At 41.6% G+C, this 25,917-nt stretch carries 29 protein-coding genes and 1 pseudogene; 17 read left to right on the top strand and 13 right to left on the bottom strand.

Features of this window, described 5'->3' with window-relative positions:
• The 6 genes from cheR to flhA all read left to right on the top strand — a co-directional run bounded on the left by cheR (window position 1) and on the right by flhA (window position 6,705).
• Window positions 1-891, top strand: a complete 891-nt coding sequence (gene cheR / locus ACNARN_RS13915) for a protein-glutamate O-methyltransferase CheR (RefSeq protein ID WP_109373806.1) — start codon at window positions 1-3, stop codon at window positions 889-891.
• Window positions 884-1,936: a protein-glutamate methylesterase/protein-glutamine glutaminase gene (locus ACNARN_RS13910; protein ID WP_109373805.1), complete on the top strand. Its 1,053-nt coding sequence runs from the start codon at window positions 884-886 to the stop codon at window positions 1,934-1,936. The genes cheR and ACNARN_RS13910 overlap by 8 nt, the downstream gene beginning before the upstream one ends.
• Before the next feature lie 59 nt (window positions 1,937-1,995).
• Entirely contained in the window at window positions 1,996-2,385 is a 390-nt protein-coding gene (gene cheY / locus ACNARN_RS13905; RefSeq protein WP_023581807.1) for a chemotaxis response regulator CheY, read from the top strand.
• Window positions 2,386-2,394: 9 nt separating this feature from the next.
• On the top strand, window positions 2,395-3,051 hold the full coding sequence (gene cheZ / locus ACNARN_RS13900; protein WP_023581808.1) for a protein phosphatase CheZ: 657 nt from the start codon (window positions 2,395-2,397) through the stop codon (window positions 3,049-3,051).
• A 422-nt stretch (window positions 3,052-3,473) separates the two neighbouring features.
• Window positions 3,474-4,622, top strand: coding sequence for a flagellar biosynthesis protein FlhB (flhB, locus tag ACNARN_RS13895; protein ID WP_198619825.1), 1,149 nt, complete (start codon window positions 3,474-3,476; stop codon window positions 4,620-4,622).
• Entirely contained in the window at window positions 4,615-6,705 is a 2,091-nt protein-coding gene (flhA, locus tag ACNARN_RS13890; RefSeq protein ID WP_198619826.1) for a flagellar biosynthesis protein FlhA, read from the top strand. Before flhB ends, flhA begins: the two co-directional genes overlap by 8 nt.
• Before the next feature lie 304 nt (window positions 6,706-7,009).
• Here flhA and ACNARN_RS13885 read toward each other — a convergent pair whose 3' ends face one another.
• From ACNARN_RS13885 to flgA, 3 genes are all read right to left on the bottom strand, one after another.
• On the bottom strand, window positions 7,010-7,447 hold the full coding sequence (locus tag ACNARN_RS13885) for a flagella synthesis protein FlgN (protein WP_232799390.1): 438 nt from the start codon (window positions 7,445-7,447) through the stop codon (window positions 7,010-7,012).
• A gap of 16 nt (window positions 7,448-7,463) precedes the next feature.
• A complete protein-coding gene (flgM, locus tag ACNARN_RS13880; RefSeq protein ID WP_109396479.1) occupies window positions 7,464-7,763 on the bottom strand; it encodes a flagellar biosynthesis anti-sigma factor FlgM in 300 nt (99 codons plus the stop codon).
• A gap of 481 nt (window positions 7,764-8,244) precedes the next feature.
• Complete coding sequence (gene flgA, locus ACNARN_RS13875; protein ID WP_198619827.1) at window positions 8,245-8,901, bottom strand: flagellar basal body P-ring formation chaperone FlgA; 657 nt, start codon at window positions 8,899-8,901, stop codon at window positions 8,245-8,247.
• Between the two features lie 209 nt (window positions 8,902-9,110).
• Between flgA and flgB the strand changes: the two genes are divergently transcribed.
• From flgB to flgL, 11 genes are all read left to right on the top strand, one after another.
• On the top strand, window positions 9,111-9,521 hold the full coding sequence (gene flgB / locus ACNARN_RS13870) for a flagellar basal body rod protein FlgB (RefSeq protein WP_072068529.1): 411 nt from the start codon (window positions 9,111-9,113) through the stop codon (window positions 9,519-9,521).
• A gap of 10 nt (window positions 9,522-9,531) precedes the next feature.
• Window positions 9,532-9,936, top strand: a complete 405-nt coding sequence (flgC, locus tag ACNARN_RS13865; RefSeq protein WP_006533173.1) for a flagellar basal body rod protein FlgC — start codon at window positions 9,532-9,534, stop codon at window positions 9,934-9,936.
• A gap of 12 nt (window positions 9,937-9,948) precedes the next feature.
• Window positions 9,949-10,779: a flagellar hook assembly protein FlgD gene (locus ACNARN_RS13860; RefSeq protein WP_196534223.1), complete on the top strand. Its 831-nt coding sequence runs from the start codon at window positions 9,949-9,951 to the stop codon at window positions 10,777-10,779.
• Between the two features lie 27 nt (window positions 10,780-10,806).
• Window positions 10,807-12,057, top strand: coding sequence for a flagellar hook protein FlgE (gene flgE / locus ACNARN_RS13855; protein WP_198619829.1), 1,251 nt, complete (start codon window positions 10,807-10,809; stop codon window positions 12,055-12,057).
• A 21-nt stretch (window positions 12,058-12,078) separates the two neighbouring features.
• Window positions 12,079-12,834 (top strand): flagellar basal body rod protein FlgF, encoded by a 756-nt coding sequence (locus tag ACNARN_RS13850; protein WP_198626598.1) that lies wholly within the window; start codon window positions 12,079-12,081, stop codon window positions 12,832-12,834.
• Window positions 12,835-12,853: 19 nt separating this feature from the next.
• Window positions 12,854-13,636 carry a flagellar basal-body rod protein FlgG gene (gene flgG, locus ACNARN_RS13845; RefSeq protein ID WP_109373796.1) on the top strand — a complete coding sequence of 261 codons (783 nt, stop codon included), beginning with the start codon at window positions 12,854-12,856 and terminating at the stop codon, window positions 13,634-13,636.
• A gap of 63 nt (window positions 13,637-13,699) precedes the next feature.
• Window positions 13,700-14,443, top strand: coding sequence for a flagellar basal body L-ring protein FlgH (locus ACNARN_RS13840; protein ID WP_023581820.1), 744 nt, complete (start codon window positions 13,700-13,702; stop codon window positions 14,441-14,443).
• 14 nt (window positions 14,444-14,457) lie between these two features.
• A complete protein-coding gene (locus ACNARN_RS13835; RefSeq protein ID WP_099075765.1) occupies window positions 14,458-15,564 on the top strand; it encodes a flagellar basal body P-ring protein FlgI in 1,107 nt (368 codons plus the stop codon).
• Window positions 15,564-16,550 (top strand): flagellar assembly peptidoglycan hydrolase FlgJ, encoded by a 987-nt coding sequence (gene flgJ / locus ACNARN_RS13830; protein ID WP_109373795.1) that lies wholly within the window; start codon window positions 15,564-15,566, stop codon window positions 16,548-16,550. The genes ACNARN_RS13835 and flgJ overlap by 1 nt, the downstream gene beginning before the upstream one ends.
• A 117-nt stretch (window positions 16,551-16,667) precedes the next feature.
• Window positions 16,668-18,308, top strand: a complete 1,641-nt coding sequence (gene flgK / locus ACNARN_RS13825; RefSeq protein WP_198630080.1) for a flagellar hook-associated protein FlgK — start codon at window positions 16,668-16,670, stop codon at window positions 18,306-18,308.
• Between the two features lie 27 nt (window positions 18,309-18,335).
• A complete protein-coding gene (flgL, locus tag ACNARN_RS13820) occupies window positions 18,336-19,280 on the top strand; it encodes a flagellar hook-associated protein FlgL (RefSeq protein ID WP_416304578.1) in 945 nt (314 codons plus the stop codon).
• Between the two features lie 87 nt (window positions 19,281-19,367).
• On the opposite strand, the pseudogene ACNARN_RS13815 reads toward flgL, so the two are convergent.
• The 10 genes and pseudogenes from ACNARN_RS13815 to fliJ form a co-directional block, all read right to left on the bottom strand.
• Window positions 19,368-19,493, bottom strand: a pseudogene (locus ACNARN_RS13815) (GNAT family N-acetyltransferase); the annotation flags it as partial.
• A 156-nt stretch (window positions 19,494-19,649) separates the two neighbouring features.
• The gene (gene fliR / locus ACNARN_RS13810; protein ID WP_098942426.1) at window positions 19,650-20,432 is read right to left on the bottom strand and encodes a flagellar biosynthetic protein FliR; all 783 of its coding nucleotides are present in this window, start codon (window positions 20,430-20,432) and stop codon (window positions 19,650-19,652) included.
• A 5-nt stretch (window positions 20,433-20,437) separates the two neighbouring features.
• Window positions 20,438-20,707, bottom strand: coding sequence for a flagellar biosynthesis protein FliQ (gene fliQ, locus ACNARN_RS13805; protein WP_072068516.1), 270 nt, complete (start codon window positions 20,705-20,707; stop codon window positions 20,438-20,440).
• Window positions 20,708-20,722: 15 nt separating this feature from the next.
• Window positions 20,723-21,493, bottom strand: a complete 771-nt coding sequence (gene fliP / locus ACNARN_RS13800; protein ID WP_109373791.1) for a flagellar type III secretion system pore protein FliP — start codon at window positions 21,491-21,493, stop codon at window positions 20,723-20,725.
• Window positions 21,493-21,939, bottom strand: a complete 447-nt coding sequence (gene fliO / locus ACNARN_RS13795) for a flagellar biosynthetic protein FliO (RefSeq protein ID WP_198632221.1) — start codon at window positions 21,937-21,939, stop codon at window positions 21,493-21,495. The genes fliP and fliO overlap by 1 nt, the downstream gene beginning before the upstream one ends.
• Window positions 21,940-21,942: 3 nt before the next feature.
• Entirely contained in the window at window positions 21,943-22,353 is a 411-nt protein-coding gene (fliN, locus tag ACNARN_RS13790; RefSeq protein ID WP_006533153.1) for a flagellar motor switch protein FliN, read from the bottom strand.
• Window positions 22,346-23,377 carry a flagellar motor switch protein FliM gene (gene fliM / locus ACNARN_RS13785; RefSeq protein ID WP_109373789.1) on the bottom strand — a complete coding sequence of 344 codons (1,032 nt, stop codon included), beginning with the start codon at window positions 23,375-23,377 and terminating at the stop codon, window positions 22,346-22,348. The genes fliN and fliM overlap by 8 nt, the downstream gene beginning before the upstream one ends.
• Window positions 23,378-23,382: 5 nt before the next feature.
• The gene (gene fliL / locus ACNARN_RS13780; RefSeq protein ID WP_109373788.1) at window positions 23,383-23,865 is read right to left on the bottom strand and encodes a flagellar basal body-associated protein FliL; all 483 of its coding nucleotides are present in this window, start codon (window positions 23,863-23,865) and stop codon (window positions 23,383-23,385) included.
• 177 nt (window positions 23,866-24,042) lie between these two features.
• Entirely contained in the window at window positions 24,043-25,446 is a 1,404-nt protein-coding gene (locus tag ACNARN_RS13775; RefSeq protein ID WP_198619834.1) for a flagellar hook-length control protein FliK, read from the bottom strand.
• Window positions 25,446-25,892, bottom strand: a complete 447-nt coding sequence (fliJ, locus tag ACNARN_RS13770; protein WP_006533149.1) for a flagellar export protein FliJ — start codon at window positions 25,890-25,892, stop codon at window positions 25,446-25,448. Before fliJ ends, ACNARN_RS13775 begins: the two co-directional genes overlap by 1 nt.
• Window positions 25,893-25,917 lie beyond the last annotated feature (25 nt).

Genomic DNA, 25,917 nt, shown 5'->3' with positions numbered 1-25,917 from the left:
ATGAAACGTAATGTTACTGAAGTCTTATCAGATATCGCTGCTCAACCGTTGGATATTTTTACCCAACGGTTTATGTTGTCCGATGATCAGTTCCAATCTATATGCCAATTGATTTATCAAAAGGCAGGTATTGTGCTGACTAACAACAAAAGGGAGATGGTTTATAACCGTCTCACTAGGAGGTTACGTGAATTACGGATGAATAACTTTGGTGACTATCTTGCGTTTCTTAAAAGTGATGTACGCAACCCTGAATGGCAAGAGTTTGTAAATGCATTAACAACCAATCTCACCGCATTTTTCAGGGAAGCGCATCATTTTCCTATTTTGGCAAAACATGCCAGAAAAAGAGCAGGAGGCGTCTACCGAGTATGGTGTGCAGCTGCATCTACTGGAGAAGAACCTTATTCAATTGCGATGACTTTACGCGATGTTTTTGGAAATAACCCTTATAAAACCAAAATTATTGCCAGCGATATCGATACTAATGTGTTGGATAAAGCACGAAAAGGTGTTTACCGACAGGAAGAGCTTAAAACATTAAATAATGAATATTTGAAAAAATATTTTCTCAAAGGTGTCGGCGATTTTGAAGGATACGTGAAAATTAGACAGCAAATTAGCGAGATGGTCTCTTTTCAGTATTTGAATTTACTCGATAAGCAATGGGATTTAGAAGGCAGTTTTGATGCGATTTTTTGTCGTAATGTCATGATCTATTTTGACAAAGCGACACAACAAACCTTACTTAACCGCTTTACCTCATTACTTAAGCCAGACGGAATGCTGTTTGTTGGACATTCTGAAAATGTAAGCCAGCTTAGCAAGGATTTCTACTTGCATGGGCATACCGTTTACGGGCTGACACCAGCAAGGAGAGGTTATGAATAAAATAACGGTACTCTGTGTTGATGATTCGGCGCTAATGCGTCAAATCATGCGAGAAATCATCAACAGTCATAGCGATATGGAAGTTGTTGATTGTGCACCAGATCCTATAGTGGCTCGTGACTTAATAAAAAAGTACAACCCACAGGTATTAACGTTAGACGTTGAAATGCCACGCATGGATGGTATTGATTTCTTGGAAAAACTGATGCGATTAAGACCAATGCCTGTCGTTATGGTCTCATCATTAACAGCAAAAGGCTCAGAAGTGACGTTAAAAGCGTTAGAACTGGGCGCAGTTGATTTTGTGACTAAACCACAGCTTGGTTTGCGTGAAGGTATGATGGCTTATAGTGAACTGATTGCCGAGAAAATTCGTGCTGCTGCACAGGCACGAATTAATCGCCGAGAAGTACAAGCACCTCCTTCTAAATCATTGTCATTTACACCGATGATTTCGAGTGAAAAGTTGATTGCAGTAGGCGCATCAACTGGTGGCACAGAGGCTATTCGTAATTTTCTAGAACCATTACCTATTACCAGCCCTGCGATATTAATTACGCAACATATGCCCGCAGGGTTTACACACTCATTTGCAGAACGATTAAATCGTTTATGCCAAATTAGTGTAAAAGAAGCAGAAGATGGCGAACGTGTATTACCTGGGCATGCTTATATTGCGCCAGGTGATTATCACATGGAGCTTCGTCGTAATGGTGCTAACTACCAGATCCACATTAATAAAGAGCCTGCGGTCAATCGTCATCGTCCTTCTGTCGATGTGCTATTTAGGTCTGTCGCAAAATATGCGGGACGTAATGCCATCGGTGTGATTTTAACCGGAATGGGAAGTGATGGTGCTGCTGGTTTATTAGAGATGCGTCGCGCTGGTAGTTATACCTTTGCACAAGATGAAGCGAGTTGTGTCGTCTTTGGTATGCCTCGTGCTGCGGTTGAATTAGGCGCAGTAGACGAGGTGAAAAGCATAAGCGCAATGAGTAAAGCTGTTCTGATGAAAATCAGTAGCACACAATCATTGCGTATCTGATTAAGTTCAGTTTAAAAAGCAACACAGTAATTTGCCGATATATTTTGAAGGAGTTTTCAATGGCAAGTAAGGATCTGAAATTTTTAGTGGTTGATGATTTTTCAACAATGCGCCGCATAGTTCGTAATTTGCTAAAGGAATTAGGATTTACGAATGTAGAAGAAGCAGAAGATGGTGCTGACGCGTTAGCTAAATTACGCAATTCGGCAATCGATTTTGTGATCACAGACTGGAACATGCCAAACATGGATGGTCTAGAGCTTCTTAAAAATATTCGTAGTGATGCGGGACTTGCAGCAACACCAGTACTCATGGTAACCGCTGAAGCTAAAAAAGAAAATATCATTGCAGCAGCGCAAGCTGGTGCAAGTGGATATGTTGTTAAACCTTTTACAGCAGCAATTCTTGAAGAAAAACTAAATAAAATTTTTGAAAAACTGGGCATCTAAGGAGTCGCAATGAGTGGGAATCCAATTATGCCGAAAGATAATATTGAAATGACATCTGATATTATCAGCCGGATCGGACAATTGACGCGGATGTTACGCGACAGTTTGCGAGAATTAGGATTGGATAAAGCAATAGCCGAAGCAGCAGAAGCCATCCCTGACGCTAGGGAACGACTGGACTATGTTGCTCAAATGACCGCTCAGGCAGCTGAGCGTACATTGAACTGTGTCGAAGCTGCGCAGCCTAAACAGGATGCGTTAAGTGCCGATGCGACTAAGCTTACTGAACGTTGGGACCAATGGTTTGAACAGCCAGAAGAGCTGAAAGATGTACGCTCTCTTGTAACAGATACCCGCAATTATTTGCGGGATATCCCTGAGAGTACGGCTTTTACTAACAGTCAGTTATTGGAAATTATGATGGCACAGGATTTCCAAGATCTGACCGGCCAGGTAATTAAGCGCATGATGAGTGTCGTTCAAGAAATTGAAAAACAACTTGTGATGGTCCTAATGGAAAACCTGCCACCAGAGCAACTTGAAAAGTCTAATGTGAAGAAAGAGACTGACTCTTTATTAAATGGTCCACAGGTTAATAAAAACAACGCTGGTGTGATCAAAAATCAAGATCAAGTTGATGATTTACTGGAAAGTTTAGGTTTCTAACCTTCTAATGAGTTTTAGGGCGATAAGGACGTTGAGATATGCAGGACGCATTCGCTCTATGCTCAGCTCTTTTAGGATGATGTATTTTATGGATAAAAAAGTACGTAATAATGCTTTAATAGCCCACGCTATTGAAGAAAATGTAAGCCGCTTTTTTTAAGCGGCTTTTGATGTTGTCGAAATAATCATCAAAAGCAAAATTACTCAATTTTACTGTGAATTTTGCTGATTTCCTTATAATCAGCGTCAATATTGCTTATATCTCCATTTTTATCATTGAGTTGTTTTTCCAGTGCATACCGTCATAGCCCAAAAAGCCCCGTAAATTTGCGATTGTTCAGCCCATCAATTTCCTCTGAATTTGTCATGCTTAGAGTCATTTCATTCATGCTTTTAATCTCAATATCTAAATCGGACAGACTGTGGCTGAAGATAGCGATCTCGAAAAAACAGAGGAACCCACACCCCATAAACGGGAAAAAGCCAAAAAGGATGGACAAATTGTCCGTTCTAAAGAGCTATCGTCCGTATTAATGATCTTGGGGGGCGTGAGTTTGCTGTGGATGAGTGGTGGATTTATCACCCGTGGGCTACATGCCATGTTAACAGAAGGATTTACGTTTAATCATCACCTTATTGGTAATGAGAATTTGTTGATCCCTCGATTTGGTAGCTTGATTAAACAAGCTGTTTTTGCGCTATCTCCCGTGTTTTTGGGGTTAGTGATCGTGGCAATTGGTGGCTCTGCCTTATTAGGCGGGATTAACTTTAGCAGTAAATCCATTAAGTTTGATCCAAAAAAATGGAACCCTATTTCTGGGTTAAAACGCATATTTTCAATGAATGCGTTGGCTGAATTATTTAAAGCGATACTGAAATCAACTTTTGTGGGGATCGCCGCAACCGTTTTTTTATGGCACAACTGGAACGATATTCTCCATTTGATCACACTGCCACCGCTTAGTGCGCTAGCCAATGCAATGCAACTGCTGATTTTTGCCGTCTACATTACGGTTTTTATGCTGATACCGATGGTGGCATTCGACATTATTTTCCAAATTCGTAGTCATTTGAAAAAGCTACGTATGACGCGCCAAGAAATTAAAGATGAATTTAAACAGCAAGAGGGTGATCCGCAACTTAAAGCGCGTATCCGTCAGCAACAACATGCGATGTCTCGTCGCCGAATGATGGCGGATGTACCGAAAGCAGACGTTATTGTTACGAACCCAACACATTATGCTGTTGCACTGCAATACAACGACAAAATGACCGCACCTAAAGTTTTAGCAAAAGGTGCAGGGGCTATTGCGTTAAAAATTAAAGAGATTGGTGCAGAAAATCGAATTCCGCTTCTAGAAGCGCCACCGCTTGCTAGGGCGTTATATCGTCACAGTGAAATAGGTCATGCAATACCTTCAACCCTTTATGCTGCGGTTGCCGAGGTGCTTGCATGGGTTTATCAACTGAAACGATGGAAAACCGAAGGTGGTTTAAAACCTAAACAACCTATGAACTTGCCAGTGCCTCCCGCACTGGACTTTGCTGGAGAAGATAATCGTCATGGCTAATTTGGCCTCATTACTCCGCTTGCCGGGAAATTGGAAAAGTTCTCAGTGGCAGATACTGGCAGGGCCAGTGCTTATCTTGTTGATACTGTCAATGATGGTATTGCCATTGCCACCTTTTCTATTGGATTTATTATTTACCTTTAACATCGCACTCTCCATCATGGTGCTGTTGGTCGCAATGTTCACTCGACGTACTTTGGACTTTGCTGCTTTCCCTACTATTTTGCTGTTTACTACGTTGTTACGTTTATCATTAAACGTGGCTTCAACACGTATCATCTTAATGGAAGGACATACAGGGCCAGATGCTGCGGGACGCGTTGTTGAAGCCTTTGGCCATTTCCTTGTTGGCGGTAACTTTGCTATCGGTATTGTGGTCTTTATCATCCTTATTTTGATTAACTTTATGGTTATCACTAAGGGGGCGGGACGTATTGCTGAAGTAGGTGCGCGTTTTGTGTTAGATGGAATGCCGGGTAAACAGATGGCAATCGATGCTGACCTGAATGCAGGCATTATCAACGAAGACGAAGCAAAAAAACGCCGTAAAGAAGTTTCATTGGAATCCGACTTTTACGGTTCAATGGATGGTGCGAGTAAGTTCGTTCGTGGTGACGCCATCGCAGGCTTAATGATCCTTGTGATTAACGTGGTGGGTGGTCTTATTGTCGGTGTCGCTCAACACGGGATGGCATTAAACGATGCTGCAACGACTTATACTCTTTTAACCATCGGTGATGGTCTGGTTGCTCAAATTCCTGCATTGATTATCTCAACAGCAGCGGGTGTTATCGTTACTCGTGTTGCAACAGATGAAGATGTTGGGCAACAGATGGTTACCCAACTGTTTGACAACCCTCGTGTTCTACTGTTAACCGCAGGTGTGCTAGGTCTGTTAGGTTTAGTACCAGGAATGCCTAACTTTGTTTTCCTTTTCTTCACCGCAGCATTAGGTGGATTAGGTTGGTATATCTTACGTCGCAACGCTAACCCTGAAGTGCATCAACAAAAAGAGATGGAAGAAGTTGAAAAACAAAATCGTGTTGTTGAAGCTTCATGGGAAGATGTACAACTTGAAGATCCATTAGCGATGGAAGTAGGGTATCGCTTAATTCCAATGGTAGATAGTCGCCAAAATGGTGAGTTGTTAGGCCGAATTAGTGGTATCCGTAAAAAGTTTGCTCAGGAAACGGGGTATCTTCCTCCTGTTGTTCATATCCGAGACAATATGGAATTAAGACCTTCTTCTTATCGCATTTTAATGAAAGGGGTTGAAATTGGTCATGGTGAAGCGCATCCAGGTCGTTGGTTAGCAATCAATCCGGGTAATGCCGTTGGCTCTTTAGAGGGCGATATTACTCAAGAGCCTGCATTTGGTTTACCTGCTGTTTGGATTGATGACAGCTTAAGAGAGCAAGCTCAGGTTCAGGGCTATACCGTTGTTGCTGCAAGTACCGTTATTGCAACACATTTTAACCATGTATTAGCGAAATATGCATCGGAATTATTTGGTCGTCAAGAAGCACAAATGCTGTTTGATAGGGTGAGTAAAGAGCTCCCTAAAATGACAGAAAATATGATCCCAGATATGCTTTCACTCACTGTATTGCACAAAGTATTGCAAAACCTGCTGTCTGAACAAGTGCCTATTCGTGATATGAGAACCATATTAGAAGCCTTAGCAGAGCATGCACCAGATCAAAAAGATCCGGCTGAATTAACGGCGGTTGTTCGTGTTGCACTTCGTCGTGCGATTACACAACACTGGTTTGGCGATCAAGATGAAATCCAAGTCATTGGGTTAGATGCAAGCTTAGAGCGTATTCTTGTTCAAGCAATGCAAAGTGGCGGCGGTTTAGAGCCAGGACTGGCTGAAAATATTGAACAACAAGCAGCGGATGCGGTACGTCACCAAGAGATGTCAGGTGGAGCTCCTGTATTATTAGTCAATCATGCGTTACGTTCATTATTGTCACGTTTCTTACGCCGTAGCCTGCCACAATTAGCTGTATTGTCGAATATGGAAGTCAGTGAAGGTCGCCATATTCGTATGACATCAATGATTGGTGGACAACCTCATTAATCATTCTCGCTAATATGTCATTATCTAAATTTAAGGCCACTTTATTAAGTGGTCTTTTTTGTGTTTGTAATGGTTGATAAAACTGAAGAGTGCGATGGGTTAGTGTGTTAGAAAAGGTGCGGTAATAAAGGCTCAAATAAAAGCCAATGTTTAGAGAAGAAAATGATGTGCCACGAAAAGATGATAGATAACAGTGCTAGTGTGATCTGCTGGTGGCTTAAAGTGAGAGGTGTTTTATTGGAAAAGCAAAACGCTATCAATATTGATAGCGTTTCGTGTAAATTCTGATAATTATTGAAAAAACCTAAACCTGAATTTTACGCCCAGCCAGTGTTGAACGCTGTGCTTGCCCATCAGAACCATAAAGGGTTGGGCTGTGGTTCTTCTGCAAAAAACGGATAGCATCACTATTACGAGAGATGTGTTGATCGAGTAGTAATCCGTTATGTTGATTTAGATATCTTAACTCCGCCGTGATGTCTATTATCTGTGTCCATAAATCAGATAAGAACGGCAACCCTGTATAAGGTTTTTCTACACCGGCTTGTTGGCTTAGCGTATGACGCTGTTGGTCTGTATGACCTAAAGCAGACAAGACAAAATTCTTCTGTTCAGTCACTTCGTGCAGGGCATTGATATCAATATTACCTGCGCATAATAACTGTTGTTCAGCACGTAAAATACCCGCAATGGTATTAAGCTGTGATAATTGAAGATCTAAAGTCTGGCGGAGTTCTTCCATCATAATCATTAAAATATTATTGAGTTATGCTTTCAGCAGCTTCACGGAAAAGAGCATCCGCAATTTTACCACTGTCCATGGTTAATGTTCCGTTGGCAATTGCTTCTTTCAAGTGAGCAACTTTCTCAACGTTAATGTCTTTATTTCCAGGTTGAACAAGTTTTTTCTGCGCTTCACTAAGTTTTACAGAAGTGTCGCCTGTTGCAGTTTTTTGTTCAGTTGTTCCCGATTTACGAGAGCCCTGAGTGATTTCACTCGGGTTGCGTTGTGCAATTGCGTTAATCGGAAGCAGTGGATTTGCGCGTTCAATACTCATAGGAAAATCCTTTGTTAGGCATCAATTAATAGTCAGATGAAGCCATTGTAAAACAACCTATGTGTTTTCGCCTATCATCTTGTTTCTTTATATCGGCTGTGAAATCAAAAACTTTAATCTTAGTCGTGATACTCGTTATACTTTAAGCTGTAGCGTTGTTAGCTACATTCACTCGCACTAGTCACACTACTCGTCATACTTCAAGCCGTAGCGGTGTTGACCGCATTCACTCACACTAGTCACATACTTATGTATGCTCCTAGCGATTCGTTCATTTGTCGCCTAGCTACAACTTGAGTTATTTAGAGTATCTATATGCGATGCTTTAAATATGCGATGTTTTAAATTATTGTCTAACTACAGCTTTAATTATTTAGAGTGAAAAATGTAGCGCAAGAGAGTTTACCTTGGCTTGCCATAACTGAAACGGGTAACAAGCAATTCAATATAGGCTTATTCTGCTTATCAGCTTTTTTATCCATTAAAGAGGGATGCGTACAGAGCCGTTTTCAAGTGCTTCGCCAGTGACAATTTGGCCTGATTTAACTCTCACTCGAATGGTTTCGTTGGCAACCGCGTTGTTTACAGCTTTGCCTTCATAACGGATCTGAAAGTGAGGGCCTTGTGCAAATACGGTGACGGTTTGTCCTGCCAAAATAGCCCAAGGGCGACGAACCATTGTGGAGGTTAAAGGTTTTCCTGCGGATATTTGTCGCATTGCGATCGCATTTTTAATTAATGCGGGATCACGTAATACATCATAAGGTAATTTTTCTAATTCGCCCGTTGCCGTACTAATAGCAGACGTTTCAATAATATCATCACGATTGATGTCTTTTTTCGCGATTAAGTATTCACCATTAACGCTAACATCAATTTGAATAAAACGACGTTGCTTATCGCACTGAATTGGGATTGAAAGACGTCCCCAATTACGAGAGCCAGCATGACGTTGGATCTCTTGTGTTTGGCAGACAGGCCATTTCTCTTCTGGCGTTAAAACTGTCACAGTCACTTTATCGTCTTGTTGGTGAAGTGCGACAAAGAAATCTTGCAGTTCTTCAGGCAGTGATTTCGCGATACTCACATTCACCATAAAGAAAAAAGAAAATAGACCGATAAGAGTTCTAACTAACATAATTTGTATCACCTTACAGAGTTGATGCTAATTGTGCGTTTGTCATTATTTAGCAATAACAGTGTACATCGACTTTGCACGCCTTAAACGCATAAATAGCAATCCAATTTACGCCTATTCCTCCAATCATCTTTTTTTTGAGCGTTTATTCTGTCAACTGAAATTGTTTTATCAGCTGAGGTAAGTGGCTTAGCCACCAAGGATAGAAGATGCTCGATAAATTAGAAAATACGTTTCATTTTCAACAAGAAGCGCTCTCAATACGCAATAAACGCCAAGAAATTCTCGCTGCGAATATCGCAAACGCAGATACCCCAGGCTTTCAGGCTCGTGATATTGATTTTGCTTCTGAATTGAAGAAAACCATTGAAAACGGACGTACTGGTAGTCATGGCATGCAATTGGCGATGACATCAGAGCGCCATATCCCGATCAAACCCGGTTATCGCTTAGAAGCGGACTTACTCTATCGCGTGCCTCATCAGACTGCGATGGATGGTAATACCGTGGATATGGACATGGAACGTAGTAATTTTGCTGACAATAGCCTTAAGTATCAGGCTGATGTGACATTTATTAATTCACAAGTTAAAAGCATGATGTCTGTATTGCAACAGTAGGGTAAAGAGCATGTCTTTATTTAGTATTTTTGATATTTCAGGTTCAGCACTTTCCGCGCAATCTCAACGTTTAAACGTAAGTGCTAGCAATATGGCAAATGCCGACAGTGTTGCGGGCCCAGATGGTGAACCTTATCGTGCAAAACAGGTTGTTTTTCAGGTAAACGCACCTGCTGGTCAAGAAGTTGGTGGTGTTCGTGTCACTGAAGTGGTGGATGATCCTGCTCCATTTCGCATGGAATATCAGCCGGGACATCCTTTTGCCGATGAAAAAGGGTATGTACGTATGCCGAATGTTGATGTTGTGGGTGAAATGATTAATACCATTTCTGCTTCAAGAAGCTACCAAGCTAACGTCGAAGTGATGAACACGGCAAAATCGCTGATGCAAAAAACACTGATGATAGGTCAATAGGGAGAATAAATTGTGGGTATTTCCTCCTCAATGAATGAACCTTATGATAATACCATTATCGGGGATACACCTTCTTCATACCATACGAAAAAAAGTGGTAGTGAGGATATTAAAGGGAATTTCCTGACACTTCTCATCACTCAGATGAAAAATCAAGATCCAACAAACCCAATGCAAAATAATGAGTTAACCTCCCAGTTGGCTCAAATTTCAACCGTTGAAGGCATTGAAACACTGAATAAAACAGTGAATAACATTGTTGGACAGATTGATCAAAGTCAGGCGTTGCGCGCTTCTTCTCTAGTAGGCCGTGGTGTTATGGTCTCTGGGAATAAAATTGTTGTCTTTCAGCCAACCGACGGTAAAGGTGAAACTGAAAAGCCCAGTGATGGGGATGACACAATTCCAACACCTGATACTCAAAATGAAAAAACGCGCCAGCAAATGGGAATATATAAATCAGGTGATACTGACCCAACTGCGCCTAGCGATGAACACCTATTTTCAACACCTTTTGGTTTTGAATTACTCAGTCCAACCGATTCTCTTACGATAAACATCACTAATGCCAGTGGTGCTACCGTTCGTACAATCCAAATGGACAAAAAGATGCTACCGGATGTTTATAACTTCTCTTGGGATTGTACTGATGAAGATGACAATCCTGTTCCAACTGGCAGTTATAAATTTACCGTTAACGCCACGCTTAATGATGCTCAGGTCCCTGTTAAGACACTGAATTATGCGCTGGTGAATAGTGTGTCCATGGTGGATGGTGGTGCCCGCCTTGATGTTGGCTTAGGTAATACCGTTTCATTGGATGAAATTCGTCAGGTTCTTTAACTAACACATATTCAACTTGGAGGGCGCATGTCCTTTTCACAAGCAGTAAGTGGTTTAAACGCAGCAGCCGCTAACTTAGATTCTATCGGTAATAATATTTCTAACTCCGCAACCTATGGCTTCAAAGGTGCAACTGTCTCTTTTGCTGACGTTTTCGCCGGCTCTGGTGCAGGTCTAGGTGTTAAAGTGGCAGGTATTAGCCAAAACTTTAAAGACGGTAGTATCACAACCACTAACCGCCCAACAGACGTAGCGATTTCTGGCGGTGGTTTTTTCCGCATTGAAGACCAAAACGGTGGCGTTTTCTATTCACGTAATGGCGAATTCGGTAAAGATAAAAATGGTTTCCTGACTAATATGCAAGGTATGCGTATTACAGGTTATCCAGTACAAGTTGTTGATGGTAAAAACGTTGTTCAAAAAGGGGCAACACCAACACCTATCGTTATTCCTACCGATATGATGAATGCCAGCGCAACCAACAAAATTGATATGGCGGTTAACCTGAACTCTGGTGAAGATAAACCCGCTAAAGCTCCATTTGATGCTAAAGATGGTGATACATATAACTTTAGTACTAACGTTACTACTTACGATAGCTTAGGTAATGAACATAATCTGAACTTATTCTTTGTAAAAACGAATGACAATGAATGGAAAGTTTATGGACAAGATACATCAACTAAGACTGCTGGTGGTACTCCAACTCTTCACCAAGATTTAGGGACTTTAAAATATACTAAGTCAGGTGTATTAGAGAGTTATACCGCAGCGGGTGTAACACCACCAGCATTACCAAGTATGTCTATTGATTCTTTAAATGGTTCTGCTGTAGGCAAAATTGAACTTGATTTCACCGGTAGTACCCAACAAAAAGTTGCTGAATCAAGCGTTTCTAAATTAGCGCAAAACGGTTACCAAGCGGGTGAATTCACCAATTTCCGTATTGAGCAAGATGGCTCCATTATGGCGACCTACTCAAACCAACAAAGCCAAGTTGTTGGTCAAATCGCACTCGCTAACTTTGCAAACCCAGGCGGCTTAAGCTCACAAGGCGACAACATGTGGTCTGAAACTAACGGTTCAGGTTCACCAATCGTGGGTGTTGCAGGCGCTGGTGTATTCGGCAAATTAACCAATAACGCATTAGAAGCGTCTAACGTGGATATGAGCCAAGAGTTAGTCAACATGATCGTTGCTCAACGTAACTATCAATCAAACGCACAAACCATCAAGACTCAGGATCAGATCCTGCAGACTCTGGTTAGCTTGCGCTAATAACGCAGGAAATAATCTGTTATGGATCATGTGATTTATACCGCGATGGGCGGCGCCAGACATTCGATGGAAAACCAAGCTGTCGTGGCGAACAACTTAGCAAACGCATCAACGCCGGGATTCAAAGCGCAGCTTAGTGCAATGCGAGCCGTACCTGTCAATGGCGATACCTTACCAACTCGTACATTAACGGTAGCCTCAACGCCAGGTAGCGATCAGAGTCAAGGAACGATGAACTATACCGGCAGATCAATGGACGTTGCTTTAAGTGATAACGGCTTTTTGGCCGTTCAACTTGAAGATGGCACAGAAGCGTATACCCGAAACGGGAATATCCAACGCAACGCTGATGGCATGTTAATGGTACAAGGGCGTTTGTTAATGGGCGATAACGGTGCGATTGAAGTGCCTGCTCAAGCAAACGTCAGTATTGCCAATAACGGTATTGTGACTGCGCATGTACCGACTGATCCACCGAAAATGTTGGGTCAAATTGGTCGTTTGAAAATGGTAAAACCAGAGCAAAACGACTTAGTTCGTGGCGATGATGGTTTATTCCATTTATCCCCTAAAGGGGCTGCGCGTGCCGGTGAGGAATTACCTGCGGATGATAGCGTGAAGGTGCTAGCTGGTGTTTTAGAAGGCAGTAATGTTAATCCAGCAGAAGCCATGGTCGATATGATAGCAAACGCAAGACGTTTCGAAATGCAAATGAAGGTTATCCATAGCGCTGATGAAAATGCGCAAAAGGCTAACCAATTGCTATCACTGAGTTAAATAGTGTAAGGGGAAAACCATGATCCGTTCTTTATGGATTGCTAAAACTGGGTTGGATGCACAACAAACTAACATGGATGTGATTTCCAACAACCTCGCAAACGTCAGCACCAATGGCTTTAAACGCCAACGTGCGGTTTTCGAAGATTTACTGTATCAAACGATCCGCCAGCCGGGTGCAATGACATCAGAACAGACGAATGCACCGTCAGGTTTACAAATTGGTACAGGTGTTCGTCCTGTTGCTACTGAGCGTTTACATAGTCAAGGTAACTTGGCTCAAACAAACGGTACTCGTGATGTGGCGATTAAAGGACAAGGTTTTTTCCATGTTCAGTTACCTGATGGTACCGATGCTTATACTCGTGATGGTTCTTTTCAAATGGATCAAAATGGGCAATTAGTGACAACTAGCGGTTTCCAAGTTGTTCCAGCCATTATTTTACCTGATACCGCCAAAAAAGTGATGATTGGTCGTGATGGTACTGTCAGTGTTGAAATTGAAGGCTCACCTGCACCACAACAAGTGGGTCAATTGACGCTAACAACCTTCATTAATGACAGCGGATTAGAAAGTGTTGGTGAAAACTTGTACTTAGAAACCGCAAGTTCTGGCGCACCTACTGAGAATGCCCCAGGTATCAACGGCGCAGGCTTGTTGTATCAGGGATATGTTGAAACCTCTAACGTTAACGTAGCTGAAGAGCTGGTCAATATGATCCAGACTCAACGTGCTTATGAAATTAACAGTAAAGCGATTTCAACATCTGATCAGATGTTACAGAAACTAACGCAACTCTAATTTCGTTTGTTTATTAGCCTGGCAGGGGTTCCTGTCAGGCGTATTACTAAAAGAGTATCGAAGATGGATACAAAGGTCATTACTGACAATTCTGGGGCAAGAAAGCTTAGTGTCAGATGGCGTCGTCATCAACGTTTAGGTACCGCCCTGTTGGTACTGACACTGGCGGGATGCGCACATATACCCAAAAAACCGTTAGTAGAAGGTAACACAACGGCGGTTCCAACGGCACCAACAGCACCTGCACCTAATGGCTCTATTTTTCAGTCAGCTCAGCCTGTTTATTTTGGCTATCAACCTCTATTTGAAGACAGACGTCCTCGAAATATTGGCGATACGCTAACGATTACATTGCAAGAAAACGTGAGTGCAAGCAAAAACTCATCCGCAAATGCGAGCCGTAATGGCAAAGCAGGATTCCTTGCTTCGATCACGCCAAGATTTTTGGAAGGATTGTTTGGTAATAGCCGTGCTGATATGGGAATGGAGGGAAACAGTGACTTTGGCGGTAAAGGTGGCGCAAATGCAAACAATACCTTTAAAGGCACCATCACTGTTACCGTCGATCAGCTTCTTGCCAATGGAAACCTGCACGTTATCGGTGAAAAGCAAATTGCTATCAATCAAGGTACTGAATTTATCCGTTTTTCAGGTGTTGTGAACCCAAGAACAATCAGTGGTGCTAATACCGTAAATTCAACCCAAGTTGCTGATGCTCGTATTGAATATATCGGAGACGGTTATATCAATGAAGCACAGTCTATGGGATGGCTACAACGCTTCTTCTTAAATGTATCACCTTTTTAATGAGTAGGGTCCAGATGAAAAAAATAGCGATGAGCCTTTTCTTTATCGTGATGACATGTGTCGGTTTTTCCGCTCATGCCGAACGGATCAGAGATCTCACCTCTGTTGAAGGGGTAAGAGAAAATGCGCTGATTGGTTATGGTTTGGTTGTGGGATTAGATGGAACGGGTGACCAAACAATGCAAACCCCGTTTACCACGCAAAGTCTGAATAACATGCTCTCACAATTGGGGATCACAGTACCACCTGGCACCAATATGCAATTGAAAAACGTTGCAGCGGTAATGGTAACTGCAAAATTACCGCCTTTTGGTCGTACAGGGCAATCAATCGACGTCGTTGTTTCATCCTTAGGTAATGCCAAAAGCTTACGTGGTGGTACGTTGCTGATGACACCATTAAAAGGTGTCGATAATCAGATTTATGCTTTAGCACAAGGCAATATTGTTGTCGGAGGAGCAGGTGCATCTGCGGGTGGTAATAGCGTTAAAGTGAACCAGTTAGCGGGTGGACGCATTAGCAGCGGAGCTATCATTGAACGTGAACTGCCTTCGCAATTTGGTCAAACAGGTCTGCTGAACCTACAACTGAATGAAGAAAACTTCACTTTGGCACAACACATCTCTGATACCGTTAATAAATTGCGCGGTGTAGGTACAGCTATTCCTTTAGACGCCCGTACAGTTCAATTGCGTGTTCCTATTGGTAAAAGTGAACAAGTACGTTTTCTGGCTGAAGTTCAAAACCTTGAAATTAAACGTGTTGTTGCAGATGCGAAAGTGATCATTAATGCAAGAACAGGTTCTGTTGTTATGAATCGTGATGTGACATTAGGAAGCTGTGCTATTGCTCAAGGCAACCTTTCCGTTACGGTTGATAGCCAAGTTAATGTAAGCCAACCTAATACTCCGTTTGCAGGGGGTAGCACTGTTGTAACGCGTAATACTAGCGTAAATATGAGTGAACAAGGTGGTTCATTACAACAAGTGAATGCAAGCGCAAGCTTAAACGAAGTGATCCGCACATTAAATGCACTTGGTGCAACACCAACAGATTTAATGTCAATTTTGCAAGCAATGGAAAGCGCGGGTTGCTTACGTGCGAGACTGGAGATTATCTGATGAAAGATTTATCTCTGCTTTCTTCAATGCCGACGATGTCTGCGCCGGCATATGACAGTAATGCATTGAATAAACTTAAATATCAGGTTGGGCAAAATGCTGATCAGCAAGGGCTGCGCCAAGTGGCGCAGCAACTTGAAGGTGTTTTTGTTCAAATGATGTTAAAGAGCATGCGTGATGCTATTCCTCAAGAAAGCATGTTCAACTCAGAAAGTACCAAGATGTACACCTCTCTTTATGATCAACAAATCGCTCAAGACTTATCACAAAAAGGCTTGGGCTTTGCTGACATGATAGAAAAACAACTTTCTGCCAAAGTCACGCTAGACCCAAGTGAAATGGCGGGCAAAACACCTATGCCATTAGATGGTAGTGATATATTTCAATCCATGCCAACGCAAGCATTGGGGCAAATTTATCGTGCGATGCAGCCCTATCAAAATGCAGTTGAAAGTACGATTGGCAAGCTTAAGGGCTTATCTGAAAGCAGTGCTTCTTTTGCTTCAAAACTGTTAGGGCCTGCAAAACAAGCCACAGAAGGTACTGGTGTACACCATCTTTTAGTTGTTGCTCAGGCTGCACTTGAATCAGGTTGGGGTAAGCGTGAAATTCTAACTGGTGACGGTAAACCGAGTTATAACCTGTTTGGTATTAAAGCAGGAAGTAGCTGGAAAGGGCCTGTTACGAATATCATGACAACTGAAGTGATCGATGGTAACTCGATTAAAATGCGTGACAATTTCCGTGTTTATGGCTCATATGTTGAAGCTATTCAAGATTACCTTAGATTGATCACTGAAAGTCCTCGCTACGCTAAAGTACCTCAAGCTCAAACTCCTGAACAAGCGGCTTACCGTATCCAAGAAGCAGGCTATGCTACCGATCCGGGTTATGCCAAAAAACTGGTTTCAATTATTGGTCAATTAAAAGGAAGTGGTGAGCAAGTTGCTAAAACTTATACTCACGATTTAAGCGACCTATTTTAATCATTTTCCCCTCAAGTTTAGAGGGGAAGAACCGATAATAAAGACCAGAGCATCCATTTAACTTGCCAGTTATGCTCCGTGCATACGGGTGATGACTAAACGTAAAAGGATAGACAAATGTCCAACAGTTTAATTAATACAGCGATGAGCGGACTTAATGCGGCACAAGCTGCGATGAGCACTGTGAGTAATAATATCGCTAACCAAAATGTGAAATGGTACAACCGTCAAATGACTGTTTTTAATGAAAACAGTGGCACAATGACCGGTAATGGTTATATCGGTAATGGTGTTAATGTTAGCCGTATTCATCGAGAATATAACGAATTCCTTGCTGGCCAAATGAACCGTGCAATGGCAAAACAAAGTGCTTTAAACAGTTATACCAAAAATATCTCACAAATTAATGATTTGTTAGCAGATAAAGGGAATGACGTTTCGAGCGCAATTGACGAATTTTTTACAAGCTTACCTAACGTTACCAATAACGCAGAAGATAATCCTGCGCGTACAACCGTTATTGGTAAAGCGGAAGCGATGGTTAATATGTTTGCTAAAGCAGACCAATCATTGCGCGATCTAGAAAAAGATATTAATAGTCAGGTCACTAACACCTCTAAAAATATCAATGAATATACAAAACAGATCGCAAAATTAAATAATGAAATCAGTCGTGCTAAAGGCTTTAATGGCGCTGAACCTAATGATTTATTAGACCAACGTGACCGTTTAGTTCAAGAGCTAAACACACTGGTTGATGTACAAGTGACTCAACAAGACGGTGGTTTTGTTAACGTCACATTTGCTAATGGTTTGCCATTAGTGTCTGGTACTCGTGCTTATGAAGTTTCTGCTATTCCATCTAATAAAAACAGCGAACGCCTTGTTATTGGTTATAGCAACGGTATTGATGAAGTTCGTGAAGTGGATGCAAAACGCATTAAAGGTGGCGAACTCGGCGGTGCTTATCGTAGCCGTGAAGAAGTGTTAGATCCAAGCCGTAATCAATTAAACCAATTAGCGTTAGTGTTGGGCGATCAATTTAATAAACAACATGAGCAAGGTTTTGATTTAAATGGCGACAAAGGTGGAAAATTCTTCGACCTTGGTGGCGCTCATGTTATGCCAAACGGCAAAAACAAAGGTAATGCCACCTTTGATGTGAAATATACTGACACTAAAGAAGTAAAAGCGGCTGATTATACGGTTAAATATGACGGCAGCAATTGGAATGTGACGGTAGAGCCGGGTGGTCGTAAAGTTGCATCTAAAGTTGGTGCAACGGGCGAATTAGAATTCGAAGGGATGAGTATCAAAGTCAATGGTACACCACAAAAAGACGATTCCATTGTCGTTCAATCTGTGGGTAACGTGATTGCTGGTATGAAAGTTGCTTTGACTGATCCTAGCAAAATTGCGGCAGCAGGTTCTAAAGATACTGGCCCAAGCGATAACGAAAACATGAAAAAACTGTTTGAGTTACCCGATGAAAAAATTATTGATGGTAAAACAACAATTGCTGGTGGTTATGGCTCATTGATCAGTATGGTCGGTAATAAAGTGAATACCGCTCAAGTTGACTTTGATGCTCAGGTTTCTATCACTAAAAGTATTGTAGAACAACAACAGTCTGTTTCTGGCGTGAACTTGGATGAAGAGTATGGCGAGATGTATCGCATTCAAGAATATTACATGGCAAATGCGAAAGTTATTCAAACAGCAAACAGTATGTTTGATGCAATTATGCAAGTTCTCTAAGCCTTCATCAGAATAAGGAATAACACGGTGCGTTTAAGTTCAAATCAAATTTTTAGTCAGCGAGTGGACAATATCACCAGTTCGCAAAGCAAATGGATGACTGAAGGAAATAAAATCTCCAGTGGTCGTCGCGTTGAAAAACCATCAGATGATCCAATGGCGGCTTCTCAAGCGGTGATGGTTAAACAATCTGAATCGCGTAATCAGCAGTATGCGACAGCTCGTGGATTTGCAAAAAACAGTATGTCTTTGCAAATGAGCTTAGCAAGCCAAATGGTGAATATTACAACCAAAATTCAAGAAACACTGGTTGCAGCAGGTAATGATGCAACATTAAGTGATGAAGACCGTTCGTCTTTAGCTGAACAATTAGCTGGTTTAAAAGACCAGCTAGTGGGTATTGGTAATACAAAAGATGGTGTGGGGCGTTATATTTTTGCAGGCTTCCAATCAGACAAACCTCCTTTTGTCGCTGATGCAACAGGCAAAATCACCTATCAAGGCGGTGATAAGCAAATTACCCAAAAAGTAGATAGTAATATTGAAATGGTCACTAACTTTACAGGGATCGAAACATTACAATCTTTAGGTAGTAAAGGGACAGAGCCAGACATTTTTAATGCCCTTGATGATGCGATTACAGCATTGCGTGACCCTTTAACAGGTAAATCACAAGCTGAGCGTGATGCTGCATTAGATAAAATTGATGCGGCAAACCGTATTAACCGTGCAACGCTAAATAATATTTCTAGTGTTGAAGCTAAATTAGGCTTACAACTTCAAGAGCTTGATAATTTAGATGATTTAGGTGCGGATACGTCTTTAAGAAATGCAAAACGTTTAAGCGAATTGCGTGATTTAGACTGGACACAAGCAATTTCAGATTATTACCAAGAAGAGTCTGTATTAAAAGCTTCTTATAAAGTCTTTAACGACATGAAAGATATGTCGATGTTCAAAATGTATCGCTAATTATTTAGTTCGGTTCTAAGACATTTTGATATCACCCCTGGTATTTATTTATCAGGGGTTTTTTTTTATTGAATACAACAGATGAGTTCATTTCTTTAATGCTAGAAATAAAGTGTCTTTTTGTGTTGAAGAGGCTTTAAAACTATTATGAAGATAAAACTGTTTTGCATTTTCTGTAAGAGCATGAACCATAATCGCTTGAACGCCCGCATTGACCGAGGGTTTACGGCGTTTTTCGCTAAAATGATGACAGGTATAATGATATACAAGGATTGTGGAATAAATGACCATTGATGGCTAGAGTGAAAACAGATTAATTTTAATGAGTGAGATGAAAAATAACTAATTAAAAGTTAATAATCCGAAATCTCAAGAAACCAACTGTTGCAATATCAATGTAATACGATTAAACGTATCGCTAAAGACACGCTCTGTAAACACAGGTAATGCAGGCATAATCATGGATAATGCTAACATACCGATAGTCAGCGTAAGAGGGAAGCCAACCACAAAGACTGAAAGTTGTGGTGTCATTCGGTTTAGAATACCTAATGAAAGGTTGAGTACTAAAAGTAGAGTGATTAATGGCATGGCTAACATCATACCGTTAATAAAGATTGTGCCACCACTTTGAACTAAAGTGAGAATACCTAATGAGTTAAACGTCTGATTTCCAATAGGAACAACATAGAACGTATCAACTAATATAGACAATAGCCATAAATGTCCATCAAATACCATAAATAATAGCATTGTTAGCATATTAAAAATACGTGCCAGAATAGGCATATTAGGGCCGCCTGATGGATCGACGAAGGTGGCGAATGAAAGCCCCATCTGTAAACCAATCACTTCACCTGCATGACGAACAGAAGCGAACGCCAACTGCATTGATAACCCTAGAATTGTGCCAATTAGAATTTGTTGCAACAGTACCCAAAAGGCAATAAGCGAGAATAAAGGTACATTACTTTGCGGTAAGCCTGGTGCAACTAATGCGGTAATTAAAAAGGCGAGCGCAATGCGAAATTTTTTAGGTGTCTGCTTTTCACTAAATAGCGGTGCAGTGCTAAAAAGGGCGAGTATACGCACAAATGGCCAGAAAAAATCACTAATGTAGCCGTTAAGCATTTCACTGGTCAGGGTTATCATTGCTATTAACCAATCATCCCAGGAATGCCAGTAAATAAGTTATGCATATAATCGATAAGTAAACTTAACATCCAAGGACCCGCAACTAAAATAGCAGCTAATACAGCAAGAATTTTTGGAATAAACGACAATGTCATTTCGTTTATCTGCGTTGCAGCTTGAAGCATACTGATCACAAGACCCGTCACTAGAGCGGACAATAAAAGAGGGCCAGCTAGTGATAAAGCGATTTTCATCGCTTCAGTACCTAGTGCTAAGACGGATTCTGGTGTCATGGGGTTACCTCTGCGCTAATTGAAAAAGCTTTGTGCAAGCGAGCCTAGTATTAATTGCCAACCATCTACTAAAACAAAAAGCATGAGTTTAAATGGCAATGAGACTGTGGCAGGTGGCACCATCATCATACCTAGCGCCATTAATACACTGGCAACAACTAAGTCGATAATAAGAAAAGGAATAAAAATCATAAAACCGATTTGGAAGGCGGTTTTTAGCTCACTCGTAATATAAGCAGGCACCAAAATACGCATTGGTACACTTTCGCGAGTTTCAAACGCAGGCGCATCGGCAAGACGAGCAAACAGAGCTAAGTCAGTTTCACGCGTTTGTTGCATCATAAACTGACGCAAAGGTTTAGAGCCATTCTCTAAGGCTTGCTCGAAGGTAATTTGATCTTCAGTAAATGGCATATAGGCATCTTGATAAATTTTATCAAAAACCGGTGCCATAATGAAAAAGGTCATAAATAATGCCAAACCAAGAACCACTTGGTTTGGTGGTGCAGAAGGTGTACCTAAAGCATTACGTAATAATCCAAGGACAATAATAATGCGGGTAAAACTTGTCATCATCAGCAAAACAGCAGGAATAAACCCCAATGCTGTAATGAAGATTAATGTTTGTACTGGTAATGACCAACTTTGACCACCACCCGGTAAAGGCTGTGTAATAACACTCGGAAATTGGGCAAACGCACTGGTAGGTAACAAGATTAAAACCAGCACACTAGCGAAGAGACGCCAACGCTTTAATGCGTTAAAAAAAGTGACACACTGATGCATTATGAGTTGCCTTTATCTCGCTTTAGCGTTTTTTGTAATATTTGAGTAAACAATGGCGATGTTGGTGATGAGTTCGCTTCCTGCGAGGCTTTATCAGGGATGGGTAATTTATGCAGCAGATTTACCTGCGATGCAGTTACACCTAATACGAGCCATTCCTGTTCTACTTCAACCACCACCACACGTTCTTTTGCACCTAATGAACAACTTGCTTTAACGCTAAGTTGTGCTGTCGTTCCTTTAAATGAACCACGGGTAAAGCCAAAACGGCGAAATAACCACATAGCAACAATAATAAGAACGATAATGCCTGCAAGTGCCGTGCTAACTTGAGCAAGACTTTGACCTACAGGCAACGGCTGTGTAGGTGTTTGAACAGTTTGTGTTGTAGCGGGTGCGGTAGTATTTACCGCACCTTGGCTGGAAAAGGAAGGAAGCTGTTCCATAGATTAACGGCTCAGACGACGCATACGTTCTGATGGCGTAATGATATCGGTAATGCGAATACCGTATTTATCAGAAACAACAACAACTTCACCTTGAGCGATTAAATAGCCATTGATAAGAATATCAAGAGGCTCACCAGCTAAACCATCCAGTGAAACGACAGAACCTTGTGACAGGCTCAGTAATTTTTTAATGGTCATTTTGGTACGGCCTAACTCTACTGTTAATTTGACTGGAATATCCATAATCAAATTGATATCAGATAGATGGTTCAGCGTATCGTCTTCAGGTAAAAGATGTTCAAATAGATCGGAACTATTATCCTGGCTTTTCCCAGTTTGCTGTTCCATTGCATCAGCCCACATATCCTCAGCCGATTGTGAATTATCAGTTGGGCGATTTGCATCACTCATTGGTTTGTTCCTCATCCAGAGCGTTTAAAACAGGGTTAATTAGGTGTTCAACACGAAGGGCATATTGCCCATTTACTGTACCGTATTGGCTTGTTAATACGGGCACACCATCAACATGTGCAATCAATCTTTCTGGTCTATCAATTGGGATAACATCCCCAGCTTTAAGTGTTAGCACTTTTGATAAACGCAGTGGGATGTCAGCAAAGTTTGCGACCAGTTCTAGCTCCGAATGCTGAACTTGGTTGACTAAACTATCTAACCAAACCCCATCTTCTTGACGAACATTTTCAATTGGTGGATTAATCAGTCGTTCACGTAATGGTTCAATCATGGCAAATGGAATACAAATACTAAATTCCCCAACCATTGAACCAATTTCCACCTGAAAAGGTGTTGTAACAACAATGTCATTCGGTGATGAGGTGATATTGGTAAATTTCACCTGCATTTCAGAACGAACATATTCCACCTGAATTTTGAATATGGAATCCCAAGCATCACGGTAGGCATCAAGTGCCAGTTTCAACATTTTGTTGATGATCCGCTGCTCTGTGTTGGTAAATTCACGTCCTTCCACAGGGATTGGAAAACGGCCATCACCACCGAACAGGTTATCTACCGCGATATAAACCAGATTGGGTTCAAAGGTAAATAATGCTGTTCCTCGTAAAGGCTTTAAATGCACCAAGTTAAGGTTTGTTGGCACAGGTAAGTTACGAGCAAAGTCGTGATAAGGGTGAATTTTAACGCCACCAACAGTAATGTCAGGACTCCGACGGAGCATGTTAAACAGCCCCATACGGAATTGACGTGCAAAGCGTTCGTTAATAATTTCTAACGACTGTAAACGTTCTCGAACCACACGACGTTGCGTGTTGGGGTCATAAGGCTGAATATCCGGTTCATTCGGATCCTTCGCTATCGCAGGTTCCCTGTTCGCGCTTTTTTTGGCGTCGTCACCTGATGTGTCATCATTCAGCAGAGCATCAATCTCTGCCTGTGAAAGGATATTATCGCTCATAATGATTATCGCAGAATAAACGTGGTAAACAGTACATCGGAGAGGATCTGTTCAGATTCTCCCGGTACGAGAGTCGGTCTCAGCGTTTCTTTTACATCCGTCATTAGCTGGAGTTTTCCATTGTCTGTCGCGAGCTTATTAGCCTGTTGACGAGAAAGCAGTAATAACAAGCGGCTACGAACCTCAGGTAAATAATCATGTAGACGTTTACGAGTTTCTTCATTATGTAATCTTAATGTGATCCCTATGTAGAGCACTCTGTCTAAGTGTTCTTCGTCATCAATTAAATTTACCGTAAAGGGTTCTAATGACATAAAAACGGGTGCTGGTATAACTTTTTCCTGATTTGTGCCCGCTGAACCTGATTTAGCATGCTTCAATGCCCACCAACTATATCCACCGAATGCCGCTGCAATAATGGCGATCACCAATAATACGATGATCAGAATTAAGCTATAGCTTTTACGTTCATTGCTGTAATTAGACATGGACAGTTAAATTCCTGTTTTGTAGTGGATACGTGTTCACTGTTGTGGACTTCCATATCCATCTAAATCAACCTTAATTATCCCGCTATTTCTGTTTTTTAATTGCAGAAACAGATAGGGAAAAAACCATTAACTCTTACGTTTATTGACATAGGGTGTCCTCCCAATACATTTGTATTAGGCAAAAATATCAACACCACCACGAGCAGATGCTAATTCTTGAGGCGTAAGGGTTATCTTTTGTAGTGCCGTTTCAGAGGCTAATTGCAGAGAATTACCCTCGCTTCCTTGATGATTATCGGCACCATCTCCACTAAATTGAGAGGAATCTGACATATTTTGTTGTTGCCAACTGTCATGAGTGTCGCTAGACACCTGACTCTGCGTGAGCTGGATCCCATTTTCAGAGAGAGCTTGACGCAATTGATGCATGGCATTTTCTAATACAGAACGAACTTGTCCGTTTTGTGAAGCAAGGTGCAACTGCGCTTGCCCATCTTCTATTTTCATGCGGATATGCAATGAACCTAGCTCTTCAGGGTGTAAACGTAGCTCTGCCTTTTGTAAGCCATTACGGCTAAACATCACAATTTGTTGATTTAGTTGCTGTTGCCACTCTTGTGTTCCCACTTGTGCATTTAATACCTGTGTTGCCATCGGTGAAAATTGCATTTGTGGTTGTGTTGAAGAGTGAGCATGACCCGTAATGCTTTGCGAAGCCAAAGAAGAAGAGGTAGAAAGGGTGTTGTGAAGATCGCTTTCTACAACACGATTACCTGTCACCATTTGCTGAGCAACATTGTCCGCTAATTTTGCATTTGCAACTTGCTTATCGCCGTTTAGCAATGCATTCACTTTTTCTGCTGTTGGCGTTAAAAGTGTCGCGATGCTATCTACTTTTTTCGCAGAAGGCTTTTCTGTTTGATTAGCAGCGACAAGCGTACTTTCTGTTGCTAATGTCGCCGTCTCTGGACGTAGCTGGGTTAACAAGGACTTTTCATCTGATTTTGATAGATTAAGCTTGTCGGTAAGGTTGAAGTCCGACATATCACCATCTTTTGAAATAGTGCGTGCTAACGAGGCTAAATCTTCACCACGTTTAACTGATTGAGGCTGTTGTAATGCTTGAGTCAGTTGCTCTGAGGGAAGGGTAAGCCGTTTTAATCCAGGTAGTCCTGCTAACTGAACGGGAAGTTCAGCAGCAAGTTCTTCTGCTGACATTAATAAAGAAGGGGTTTTATTTTCAACAATAGCCGCAAATTGTTCATTATCTGGCAAAGTCAGAGTCAATTGAGATTTCTCAAAAGATGGCTCTTCTATCACATTGGGTTCTGTGGTGACAGACGCAAGATGACTACCGTCTTCTTTTGTTTTGTCTTCATCAGAGTGTGAATGTGCTTTGTTTTCTTTCGTTGAATGGTTTGTGATATTGGCTGTCTTTTTATCACTCTGTGTATTTTGGGGTTGAGAGCCCAAAAGCTGAGCAAATGTCGGGGCATTATCACCGGGCTGACTATTTGAAGCGGATGTCGTTCCCGAAGAGGTTGCAGCGACATCCATGGTCAGAAGCGTTATCTCCATCAAGTTGTTCTCCGTAAAGTACTACGCTGTGCGTACTCGTCCATTTGTTTCTGTTCAATACGATCAAGATGTCGCTTACGGCTATCTTCAGCACGTTGCTCCAAAGTCTCAAATGCATTGAGTCGTTGCTGTTTTTCTCTCCATTGTTCAGTTGCAAGATCGAGCTGCGCCTGCCAATGTTGAAGTTGTTGTTTATGTTGTTCGATAGTCAATTCGAGCGTTTTGAGAAATTGTTGGTAGTTTTGCCACGATGCTGACGACATCCCCCCCAAATTCAACGTTTCATTTAGACGTACACGGTATTCATCCTGATACCCAATCAACATATTGAGTTGCTGTTCCATTTGTTGATGACTCTGCCGGACCTGAGCCAGTTGAATAGCGGCTTGTTCAGCCGCTGTCTGTGCCAGTTCTCTCAGTGTCACTAAAGGTGACTGCTCCCGCATTGGAACCCTCTTTACTTTCTCTGAT

This window comes from Proteus sp. TSJ240517, from assembly GCF_047921575.1.
Classification (GTDB): domain Bacteria; phylum Pseudomonadota; class Gammaproteobacteria; order Enterobacterales; family Enterobacteriaceae; genus Proteus.
The sequence above is the reverse complement of the archived record's forward strand: the minus strand, read 5'-3'. Positions and strand labels throughout refer to the sequence as shown.